Here is a 10817-nt window from a genome sequence, read left to right on the forward strand (position 1 = left end):
CGGGTCAGCCCAACCCCCAGAACACGCGGTCCATCACCTCGCGCGCGAGGCGCGCCCGGCGAGACCAGTCGTCGATGAACACCGACGCCTCGCCCTTGTCGTACCCGAGCAGTTCGGCCACGGCGGAGCGCTCACGCGCGTCGGTGGGGATCGCGTCCGACGGACGACCCCGCAGCAGCATGGTCGCGTTGCGGATCCGCGTGGCCATGACCCACGACTCGCGCAGGGCCGCGGCGTCCTGTGGGGCGAGGAACCCACCCGCGACGGCGGCGTCCAGTGCGGTCAGGGTGCGGGGCGTCCGGAGTTCGGGCGCCTCACGGCTGTGCTCGAGTTGCAGGAGCTGGACGGTCCACTCGACATCGGCGAGCCCGCCGGGCCCGAGCTTGACGTGACGGCGCGGGTCCAGTCCGCGGGGCAACCGCTCGTTCTCCATGCGGGCCTTGAGCCTGCGGATCTCGTTCACCTGCCGCGCCGAGATGCCGCCCTCGGGGTACCGGACCGCACCGAGCAGCCCCAGCAGGGTGGACGACAGCGCCCGGTCGCCGGCCCCGTGGCCGGCCCGGACCAGGGCCTGCGCCTCCCACGTGCTCGACCACTTCTCGTAGTAGGCGGCGTACGAGGCGAGCGTGCGCACCATGGGACCGTTCTTGCCCTCGGGGCGCAGGTCCAGGTCGAGCTCGACGGCCGGATCCGCCCCGGGTTGCCTCATCAGGTCCCGCAGGCGTGTGACGACCCTGGTTCCCAGCGTGACGGCCTCCGCATCCCCATCGGCCACGACGACCATGCCGTCGGCGTCCGAGGAGTACGACAACTCGCGCCCTCCCCAGCGACCCAGGGCGATGAACGCGAGTTCGGGAGCCCCCTCGACTTCGCGGCGGGCGACCTCGAGGGCGGCGTCCATGGTGGCCGACATGAGGTCGGAGAGCCCGTCGCCCACGGCCACGACGTCGGCACGGCCCAGCAGGTCGCCCATCGCGATCCGCACCATCTCCTTGCGGCGGACGGCTCGGATCGCCTCGGCCGCGGCGCGCGGGTCGTCGTACCTGCCGGCGCTCACCGACATCTCGCGGAGGATGTCCTCCTGGGACCGGACGAGACCGTCGTCCTCGGCGAGCAGCTGGGTGGTCTGGGGCGCGCGCAGCAGCAGGTCGACCGCGAACCGGCTCGAGGACAGCACCCGTGCGAGGTTCTCGGCCATCGCCCCTTCGTCGCGCAGGGCGCGCAGGTACCACGACGACGCGCCCAGGGCCTCCGACACCTGACGGAAGGCCAGCAGTCCGTTGTCCGGGTTGGGGCCGTCCGCGAACCAGCCCAGCATGGCCGGAAGCAGCTGGCGCTGGATCTCGGCCTTGCGCGACACCCCCGTCGAGAGCGCCTCGATGTGCCGAAGCGCGGCCTTGGTGTCGTTGAAGCCGAGCGCGCGCAGGCGGGTCTCGGCCGCGTCCGAGGTGAGGCGGACGGCTTCGGAGGGGATCCGTGCGACCGCCTCCAGCAGCGGCGAGTAGAAGATCCGCTGGTGCAGGCGCTGGACGCGCCGCGTGGACGCCCGCCAGGCGCTGGTGAGGGCGGGGGCGTCGGCGAGGCCGACGCTGCGGGCCAGGCGGCGCAGGCTGGTCTCGTCGGAGGGCATGAGGTGGGTGCGGCGCAGCTGGTACAGCTGGATGCGGTGCTCCAGCACGCGCTGCAGACGGTAGGCCTCGCCCAGGCCCCGCCCCTCCTCCCGGCCCACGTAGCCGGCAGCGACGAGGGCGTCCAGGGCCTCGAAGGTGCCGCGCAGGCGCAGCCGGTCGTCCGCCCGCCCGTGCACCAACTGGAGCAGCTGGACGCTGAACTCGGTGTCCCGCAGCCCGCCGGCACCGAGTTTGATCTCCTGGTCGGCGTCTCGGGTGGGAATGTGCGCGATGACCCGCTTGCGCATGGCCCGGGTCTCGCCGACGAACTTGTCGTCGTCGGCCACCGCCCAGACCCGGGGGGCGACGAGATCGACGAACTCCTGCCCCAGGGCACGATCACCGGCCATGGGCCGCGCCTTGAGGAGGGCTTGGAACTCCCAGTTCTTCGCCCACTTCTCGTAGTAGGACCCCATGGAGGCCAGTGAGCGCACGAGCGGGCCGGCCTTGCCCTCCGGACGCAGGTTGGCATCGACCGGCCAGATGGTCCCGGCAGCGGTGTGCGCCGAGCAGATGCGTGCGATGCCGGCGGCCAGCTTCGTCGCGGTGGCGATGGCCTCGACCGGTGAACAGACCGGCTCCCCCGCCGCGTCGAGGGCGGGCTCGGCGACGTAGAGGACGTCCACGTCGGAGACGTAGTTGAGTTCGCGCGCCCCGCACTTGCCCATCGCGAGGACGGCGAGCCGGACGTTCTCGTGACCGGCGACCTCGGCGCGGGCCAGGGCGAGCGCGGCCTCGATGACGGCATCCGCGATGTCGGCCAGTTCACGGCCCACGTCGGCCACGAGCGCGTAGGGGTCCGGGGCGGTGAGGTCGCGGGCGGCGACGCGGAGGACAGCGGTGCGCTGGGCGAGGCGCAGGGCGTCCGAGGTACCGCGTCGGGCGATCGGGGCGACGGCGTCCGGGTCGGCGCCGACGGCCGTGAGGAGGTCCCGGCGCAGGGTCGTGGCATCACGTGCGGCGGGCTCGTCGAGGAGCACCCCCAGGGCGTCCTGATGGACGCCGACGTGCTGGTTCAGGGCCACGGAGGCCCCGAGCACGCGGGCGACCCGGTGGATGCGACCGGGATCTGCGAGCACCGAGCGGAAGGCGTCCGGCCGCTGCGCGAGGCGGGCGAAGCCGCTCATCGCCAGGTCCGGGTCGGCGCTGGTCAGGACCTCGTCCACCAGCCGCCCGATCGCGTCCTCGTCCTCGAAGACGCGGAGCCAGGACTCGATGAGGGTGACCGCGTGGCGTGGGTCCCCGAAGCCGCGCCCGGCGAGTCGGCCGGCTGCGGTCGACATGCGGTCCATGCCAGCCGATGCTAGCGCTCTGGCGGCCCATCGTTCTGGGTTGTCGTGACGCCGGATAGTCTGGGGGCACCGTCCACCACAGGAGCACCCTGATGAATGAATCGCGTGCGGCGCACCCCGCCCGCACCGACGAGACGACGTCGGTCCCCCTGACGGCGCGATGAAGCGCGTTCCGGACGCCGACGCGCTGGCCGCCGCCGCACGCACGGCGGCCGACCTCGCCTCGGGTGAGGACGTGGCAGGGCCCGCGCTCGCCGCGGCGGTGCGCACCAGCCTGGCCTGGCTGGCGCACAGCAATCCCGGGAAACTCGTCGAGGTGCGCGTTCCGCCGTTCGCGGCGGTGCAGGTCGGCGTCCCGGGGCAGGCGTCCACCCACAGGCGCGGCACCCCGCCGAACGTCGTCGAGACGGACGCCGCGACGTGGCTCGCCCTGGCTTCGGGCCGGTTGGACTGGGGCGACGCCGTCGACCGGCACCGGGTGTCCGCGAGCGGCGCCCACGCCGATCTGACGCACCAGTTGGGGGCGGTCAGGGCGGTGTTGGTGCGCTGACGCCGGGGGCGGAGACCTCAGGCCCGACGGCTCGCCAGGTCGATGACATCCGCGTCCGGATGCGCGTCGAGTCGGCACAGGATGCCGTCGGCGTTGCCGAACACCACACCCGGCAACGAGAAATCCGTGGTCACCTCGCGGAAGCCCAGTTCGGCGTGCAGCGTCCGCGACGCCAGGTTGGACGCGCTGACCACGTAGAACACGGACGACGCCCGCTGGAGCACCCAGTCCACGCGGGCCTGGGTGAGGCGCCGCCCGACGCCGCGGCGGCGGAACTCGGGCTTGACCACGACGCCGCTCAGGTACCAGCCGTCAGGAGCGTTGCGGCCCCCGTGGGCGACCGGGGTCAGGTGCGCCAGCCACGCGTAGGCGATGACCTCGCCCGCGCGCTCGGCGACCAGCAGCGTGCGGTTGTCGTCGTCGAACTGTCGCCCCTGGATCTCGGCCCAGTCGACCATGTCCCCGCCCCCACGGTGGGCGGCCAGGGCCGCAGTCAGGGCGATGTCGGCGCGGCACGCCTCCCGGATGCCGACATCGGGCAGCGGGACGCCGTGGGCCTCAGGCTGGTAGCGGGCGAAGAGCGTGTTCACGATGGTGACCACACTGGCACACCGTCCGGAGGGGACCCGTCGCGTCCCAAACCCGGGTGACCGGCGGGGTCACAGGGCAGGCAACTGCTTGCTCAGCTCCAGCGGTGTGACCTGCTGGCTGTACTCGGCCCACTCGGCGCGCTTGTTGCGCAAGACGAAGTCGAAGACGTGCTCACCGAGCGTCTCGGCGACCAGTTCGCTGGTCTCCATGGCGCGGACGGCGGCGTCCAGGCTGTTGGGCAGGGGCCTGATGCCCAGCGCCGCGCGCTGCTTGTCGGTGAGGGACCAGACGTCGTCCTCTGCCGGGTCGGGCAACTCCATCTGGTTCTCGATGCCCGACAGGCCCGCGCTGAGGATCAGCGCATAGGCGAGGTACGGGTTGACCGAACTGTCCAGCGACCGGATCTCGATGCGTGCCGAACTGGCCTTGGTCGGCTTGAACATGGGGATGCGTACCATGGCGGACCGGTTGTTCTGGCCCCAGGTGATGTGCGCCGGGGCCTCTCCGCCGGCCGCGAGCCGCTTGTACGAATTGACCCAGGGGTTCAGCACGGCGCTGATCTCCGCGGCGTGGTGGAGCAGCCCCGCCACGAACTGGCGGCCGGTCCGCGAGAGGTTGAACTCGCCCGAGGCGTCGTAGAAGGCGTTGGTGTCCCCCTCGAACAGCGACACGTGACTGTGCATGCCCGACCCCGGGTGGTCGGAGAGGGGCTTGGGCATGAACGAGGCGAAGAGGTCCTGCATGACGGCGACCTCCTTCACCACGACCCGGAAGGTCATGATGTTGTCGGCCATCGTCAGGGCGTCGGCGTAGCGGAGGTCGATCTCCTGCTGGCCGGGACCGCCCTCGTGGTGGCTGAACTCGACCGAGATGCCCATCTGCTCCAGCATCGAGATGGCGGTGCGCCGGAAGTCCGTGCCCGCGGTGTCGGTCGTGTGGTCGAAGTAGCCGGACGTGTCCACCGGGGTGGGCTCGACCCCCGGCACGATCGGCCGCTTGAACAGGTAGAACTCGATCTCGGGGTGCACGTAGAAGGTGAAGCCCATGTCACCGGCCTTCTTCATCGCACGCTTCAGGACGCCGCGGGGATCGGCGAAGCTCGGCGATCCGTCGGGGAGGCCGATGTCGCAGAAGAGGCGGGCCGTCCCCCCGGAGGCGCCCCGCCACGGGAGCATCTGGAACGTGGACGGGTCGGGGTGCGCGATCATGTCGGACTCGTACACGCGCGCGAAACCCTGGATCGCCGAGCCGTCGAAGCCGATGCCCTCGCGGAGGGCGCCCTCGAGCTCAGCCGGGGCGATCGCCACGGACTTCAGGAACCCCAGCACATCGGTGAACCACAGCCGGACGAACCGGACGTCCCGCTCCTCCATCGTGCGCAGGACGAAATCGGTCTGCCTGTCCATGCCACCATCTTGGTCGAACCGGTGTTACGCGCGGGTTACACCTCAGGGTTTGAAGGTGTCGAACGCCGAGGTGCCCCAGTCGTCCTCGCTGTCACCCTCGTCGTCGGCGTCGTCCTCGGCGCGGTAGCGGGGGTCGTTCTCCCACTGCTCGTTGCGGAGTTGGGCGTGCTCCAGCGCCTGCTGGGCCTCCTGACGGGAACGGTAGGGCCCGAGCCGATCCTCGGCCCTCCCCCCTTCGTACTGCTCCACCTGACCCGTGACCAGGTTGTAGTACCACTCGGTGTCATGCGTCATCGCGCGCCTCCTCGCTCGGCCCCGTCCACGGCTCGCCGATACGTCCACACTATGATCGCCCCGTGACTCCCATCAAGCCTCACCCCATCTCCGCGCGCCGTCCCGTCCCGGTGTCCATCCCGCGTCCCCACTACGTGGACCGGCCCGCGCCCGAGCGCTACACCGGCCCGCACGTGCAGTCCGCGGAGACGATCGAGCTGATGCGGGAGAGTTCACGTATCGCGTCCGGCGCCATGTACGCCGCGGCCGCCGCCATCGCCCCGGGCGTCACGACCGACGAGCTGGACGCCATCGCCCACGAGTACATGCTCGACCACGGGGCCTACCCCAGTTCGCTGGGTTACCGGGGCTTCCCCAAGGCGTGCTGCACGTCGGTCAACGAGGTCGTCTGCCACGGCATCCCGGATGCCCGCCCGCTCGAGGACGGCGACCTGGTCAAGATCGACGTGACGGCTTTCAAGAACGGGGTCCACGGCGACAACTGCGCCACGTTCGGCTGCGGCGAACTCGACGAGGAGTCGCGCCTGTTGATGGAGCGCACCCACGAGGCCATGATGCGCGGCATCCGCGCGGTGCGGCCCGGGCGCGAGACCAACGTCATCGGCCGCGTGATCGAGATGTACGCCAAGCGCTTCGGCTACGGGGTGGTCCGTGAGTACACCGGCCACGGTGTCCACACCGCCTTCCACTCGGGCCTGGTGATCCTGCACTACGACAACGACGTGTACCGGGACGTGATGGAGCCGGGCATGACCTTCACGATCGAGCCGATGCTGGCCCTCGGCGACCCCGGTTCCCACGTGTGGGACGACCAGTGGACGGTGGTCACCAACGACGGTTCGCGTGTGGCGCAGTGGGAGCACACGGTGGTCGTCACCGAGGACGGTGTCGAGATCCTCACCCTGCCCCCGGACGCAGCCTGATGCGCCAGCTGGTGGCGGTCCTCGGGGTCGGCGTCGTCGAGGCGTCCACACCCGTCGCGCTCGCGGACGACCTCGGCATCAACCGCGGCGACGGCGTCTTCGACGCCGCCCGCGTGGTGTCGGACGCCGCGGGCGTCCGGGTGGAACTGCTCGAGCCGCACCTGGCCCGGTTCGTCCGGTCGCACCAGAAGATGGCCATGGCCGAGCCCGACCTGGATGCCTGGCGGTCACTCATCGACGAGGCGGTCGCGGCCTGGGACTCCCCCGGCGAGGCGATCCTGAAGCTCATCGCCACGCGCGGGCAGGAGCACGAGCCCACAGCGGCCGGGGCGTCCTTCCTCACGCTGACGGCGGCCGAAGGTGAGCTCTGCCCCCCGCTGCGCGTCATCACGCTGACGACCGGCCGGTCCGCGGACGCCTTCGCCGCCGCGCCCTGGCTGTTGGGCGGGGTCAAGTCGCTGTCGTACGCCGTCAACGTCGCCGTGGCCCGCGAGGCCCGGCGGCGCGGGGTCGACGACGTGCTGTTCACCTCGTCCGACGGGTACTGCCTGGAAGGCCCTCGCTCGGGGCTCGTCGTCCGGTTCGGCGAGGAGTACGTGACCACTCCGGTCGCCGGGACCGGCATCCTCGACTCGGTGACCATCGCTGCGGTGGCCCAGGGCTTGGCCGCGCGCGGCACCACCCTCAGCGAGCGGCTGGTGACCCCCGCCGAGCTGATCGCCTCCGACGGCGCCTGGTTGCTGTCGGCCGGCCGGGGCGTGTGCGAGGTCGTGGCGCTCAACAACTCCCCCGTCCGCACGGACGAGGCCGCCTCGGCCCTGCTGCGGGAGTTGGCCGGCTTCTGACGGGGGTGGGGACGAGCCGGCCTGTAAGCCGGGTTCTGTTCTCGTGCGAGAGGTGATCATCCATCTGTGACGGCTGTTGCCAGCCGCCTCCGACACGACCTTCCGACCGTGCCGCGCAACCTACCCGGAGGCCTCGCGCGAGCAACGCTCAAACAGCCTCCGCGGGCCGAAGCCCTTCTTGGTCTTGCTCCGGGTGGGGTTTGCCGTGCCGTCCCTGTCACCAGCGACGCGGTGAGCTCTTACCTCGCCGTTTCACCCTTACCCCCTTGCGAGGGCGGTCTGTTCTCTGTGGCACTGTCCCGCGGGTCACCCCGGGTGGGCGTTACCCACCACCCTGCTCTGAGGAGCCCGGACTTTCCTCTGCGGTTTCCCGCAGCGATCACCCGGCCGACTCGTCCGAGGATCCAGTCTACCGCTCAACCGAGCCTGAACTCGACCTCGCCGGTGCGGACGTCCGCCTGGACGAGCCTGGCGGCCACTTCATCGCCCAGTCGCGGATGCCCGCCCTTCAGGGGCGCCGCCACGGCGGGGACGTCGAGTTGGATCTCGCCGTCGTCGTTCTTCGCGTTCCACTCCACGAGGGTCCCGGTGAAGGTCTCCCCCACCCGATCGGCCAGCACCAGGGCCTCGACCAGGTTCAGGATCCCACGCTCGTACTGGTTGGCCCGCTGTGTCGCCCGCCCCATCACCGAGGGCAGCTCCGCCAGTTGCTCCCGCACCCACTCCGGCACGGCCTCCCCCGCGCACAGGGCCACGCAGGCCTCCCCGACGTAGCGGTCGACCAGACGGCGCAGGGGCGCCGTGGCGTGCGCGTACGCGGTGTTCATGGCGCCGTGCAACGGCTGCCCGGGCACCTCACCGTCGAAGGCCGCGTACCCGGCCCCCCGGAAGAGCGCGGTGCACGCGTTCAGCATCGCGAGGTGCTGGGGCCGGGTGGGGTCGAGGGACCGGACGAACTCCGGGTAGCCCAGGGAAGCGGGCCACGCGATGTGGAGCCCCTTCGCGACCCGGCGGAGCTTGTCGATGCCGTACTGCTGGGCCGGCGGCAGCGTGCGCAGGATGCCGACCTTCGCTTCCAGCATGATCCCGGCGGCCTGCATGCCGGTGAGCAGCGACACCTGGGCGTTCCAGCCCTCGACGGGCAGGGTCTGGCGGAACTCGAGCTCCCAACCCCCGCCGGCGGTGACGCGCACCTCCTGCTCGGGGATCTGCAGGCTGACACCACCGCGGGCGATCTCGAGGGCCTCGCGTTTGCGCCCGACCTCACGCAGGAGCTGCAGGTTCTCCGATGCCGTCCCGGCGTCAAGGGCCTCCTGCACGCCCGCGTAGGTGAGCTGTTCGCGGCTGCGCACCCGCACGCGCTGCACGGTGGTGGAGACAGCCTGACCGTCGGCGTCCAGCCGGTGTGCCCACAGCAGGGCGGGCCGCACCTCGCCGGGCAGGAGGGAGGCGGCCCCCTCCGAGAGGACGGGCGGGTGCAGCGGCGTCCGGCCGTCGGGGGCGTACAGGGTGACGCCACGCTCGTGCGCCTCGGCGTCGATCGCCCCACCCGGGGTGACGAACGAGCCCACGTCCGCGATCGCGTACCAGACGACGTAGCCGGCCCCGTCACGCTCGATGAACACCGCTTGGTCGAGGTCGGTGGAGCCGGGCGGGTCGATGGTCACCAGCGGCAGGTCGGTGCGGTCACGGTCGGGCAGCGTCACCGCGGACGCCGCACGCTCCGCCTCGGCCAGGACGTCCCGGGGGAAGCCCGCGGGCACCTCGAGCCCGTCCCGCAGGCGCTCCAGCCCCGCACGGATGGGCTCGGGCGCACCGCCGCGGGTCGACAGGTGCAGCGCGGGCATGGTGTCAGAGCCCTGACTCGGAGGTGCGGACCAGGATCCGGTTGCACTCCTCGCAGCGGAGGACCTCGTCCTCGGCCGCCGCGCGGTAGCGGTTCATGTCGGACGCGTTGGCCTCCAGCTGGCAGCCACTGCAGCGGCCCTGGTGGAGCAGCGCGGCACCGACGCCGGACTTCTCGGCGATGCGCGAGTACAGGGCCAGCAGGTCGGCCGGGACAGCCGCGGCGATGGCGCTGCGTTCGGCCTCGCGCTGGCCCCGTTCGGCCGCGATCTCCGTCAACTTGGTCTCGCGGGCCTTCAGCACGGCCCGAAGGTTGTCCTCCAGCTCAGTCTTGGCCTCCGCGGCGCGTTCTGCGGACTCGCGGGCGGTCTCGAGCCGGTCCATGGCGTCCAACTGGACATCCTCCAGTTCACCGATGCGGCGCCTGAGGTGCTCGATCTCGTCCAGGAGACCCTGAAGGGCCTTGCCGTCCGTGATCGACCCGTCCGCCACCCGCTTCTCGTTGCGCGCCAGGCGCTCCCGCACCGGACCGAGATCGGACTCGGCCTTGTCCAGCTCGGCCTGGAGGTCGGAGACGATGGTCTCGGCGGCGATGACCCGCTCGGCGGCGCGGGCCCGATCGGCCTGCAGGGCGCGCGCCTGCGTGGTCTCGGGCAGGGATGCCCGCCGATGGTCCAGTTGGGCGATCGCGGTGTCACTGGCCTGCAGGTCGAGCAGCCTGCGCTGCGCCTCGGCGGCAGCCTTCATTCCGGTCCTCCTGACGACGGCGTGATCCGCACGATACCGCAGCGCTCGCACAGCACGGGGTGACAGGATGAGGCGCATGACGATCCTGTACCTCGTCCGCCACGGACAGACGGAGTGGAGCAGGTCCGGCCAGCACACCAGCTACACGGACCTCGACCTCACCGAGAAGGGCGTGGAGCAGGCCAGGGCCCTGCGCGAGAAGCTCGACCCGTCCGAGTTCGGGCTGGTGCTCTCCAGCCCCCGCCTGCGCGCCCGCAAGACCGCCCACCTGGCGGGGTTCGAGGATGCGGAGGTCACCGACGACCTGGCGGAGTGGAACTACGGGGAGTACGAGGGGCTCACCTCCCAGCAGATCCGCGCGAACCACCACCCGGGGTGGCGCCTCTGGTTCAACGGCGTCCCCGGTGGCGAGACCCACGACGAGGTTCGGGAGCGGTTGACCCGCGTCGTGCATCGGGTCCGCGAATCGGGGGTGGAGAAGGCGATCTGCTTCGGGCACGGTCACGCCTCCCGCGTGCTGGCGCTGTGCTGGCTCGACTTCCCCCTCATCTTCGGGCAGGCCTTCCCGCTGGAGGTGGCGTCCGTGTCGATCCTCGGTCGCGAGAAGGAGTCCTGGGCCGTCCTGCGCTGGAACAGCTGAGGGCCGCCCCGCGT

At 71.5% G+C, this 10817-nt stretch carries 10 protein-coding genes and 1 other RNA gene; 4 read left to right on the plus strand and 7 right to left on the minus strand.

The genetic code is table 11. The features are described 5' to 3' along the window. Positions 1-4: 4 nt before the first annotated feature. The gene (locus AC5YDA_RS01800) at positions 5-2962 is read right to left on the minus strand and encodes a bifunctional [glutamine synthetase] adenylyltransferase/[glutamine synthetase]-adenylyl-L-tyrosine phosphorylase (protein ID WP_496188189.1); all 2958 of its coding nucleotides are present in this window, start codon (positions 2960-2962) and stop codon (positions 5-7) included. 160 nt (positions 2963-3122) lie between these two features. On the opposite strand from AC5YDA_RS01800, the gene AC5YDA_RS01805 reads away from it, so the two are divergent. Beyond that, positions 3123-3512, plus strand: a complete 390-nt coding sequence (locus AC5YDA_RS01805; RefSeq protein WP_496188190.1) for a sterol carrier family protein — start codon at positions 3123-3125, stop codon at positions 3510-3512. Between the two features lie 17 nt (positions 3513-3529). On the opposite strand, the gene AC5YDA_RS01810 is transcribed toward AC5YDA_RS01805, so the two are convergent. From AC5YDA_RS01810 to AC5YDA_RS01820, 3 genes are all read right to left on the minus strand, one after another. Beyond that, complete coding sequence (locus AC5YDA_RS01810; RefSeq protein ID WP_496188191.1) at positions 3530-4102, minus strand: GNAT family N-acetyltransferase; 573 nt, start codon at positions 4100-4102, stop codon at positions 3530-3532. Positions 4103-4171: 69 nt separating this feature from the next. After that, positions 4172-5509, minus strand: coding sequence for a glutamine synthetase family protein (locus tag AC5YDA_RS01815; protein WP_496188192.1), 1338 nt, complete (start codon positions 5507-5509; stop codon positions 4172-4174). A gap of 42 nt (positions 5510-5551) precedes the next feature. Next, the gene (locus tag AC5YDA_RS01820; RefSeq protein WP_496188193.1) at positions 5552-5851 is read right to left on the minus strand and encodes a hypothetical protein; all 300 of its coding nucleotides are present in this window, start codon (positions 5849-5851) and stop codon (positions 5552-5554) included. 14 nt (positions 5852-5865) lie between these two features. Between AC5YDA_RS01820 and map the strand changes: the two genes are divergently transcribed. Both map and AC5YDA_RS01830 read left to right on the plus strand, forming a co-directional pair. Next, complete coding sequence (gene map, locus AC5YDA_RS01825) at positions 5866-6726, plus strand: type I methionyl aminopeptidase (RefSeq protein WP_496188194.1); 861 nt, start codon at positions 5866-5868, stop codon at positions 6724-6726. Further along, complete coding sequence (locus AC5YDA_RS01830; protein WP_496188195.1) at positions 6726-7571, plus strand: aminodeoxychorismate lyase; 846 nt, start codon at positions 6726-6728, stop codon at positions 7569-7571. The genes map and AC5YDA_RS01830 overlap by 1 nt, the downstream gene beginning before the upstream one ends. 8 nt (positions 7572-7579) lie before the next feature. Here the strand turns inward: AC5YDA_RS01830 and rnpB are convergent. The 3 genes from rnpB to AC5YDA_RS01845 all read right to left on the minus strand — a co-directional run bounded on the left by rnpB (position 7580) and on the right by AC5YDA_RS01845 (position 10163). Further along, positions 7580-7966, minus strand: an RNA gene (gene rnpB, locus AC5YDA_RS01835) — RNase P RNA component class A. A gap of 21 nt (positions 7967-7987) precedes the next feature. Further along, the gene (locus AC5YDA_RS01840) at positions 7988-9418 is read right to left on the minus strand and encodes an RNB domain-containing ribonuclease (RefSeq protein ID WP_496188196.1); all 1431 of its coding nucleotides are present in this window, start codon (positions 9416-9418) and stop codon (positions 7988-7990) included. A 4-nt stretch (positions 9419-9422) separates the two neighbouring features. After that, positions 9423-10163 carry a zinc ribbon domain-containing protein gene (locus AC5YDA_RS01845; protein WP_496188197.1) on the minus strand — a complete coding sequence of 247 codons (741 nt, stop codon included), beginning with the start codon at positions 10161-10163 and terminating at the stop codon, positions 9423-9425. Between the two features lie 76 nt (positions 10164-10239). Here AC5YDA_RS01845 and AC5YDA_RS01850 point away from each other — a divergent pair, with 76 nt between their 5' ends. Beyond that, a complete protein-coding gene (locus tag AC5YDA_RS01850) occupies positions 10240-10803 on the plus strand; it encodes a histidine phosphatase family protein (RefSeq protein WP_496188198.1) in 564 nt (187 codons plus the stop codon). Positions 10804-10817: the final 14 nt, after the last annotated feature.

The organism is Propioniciclava sp. LT294, assembly GCF_059516005.1.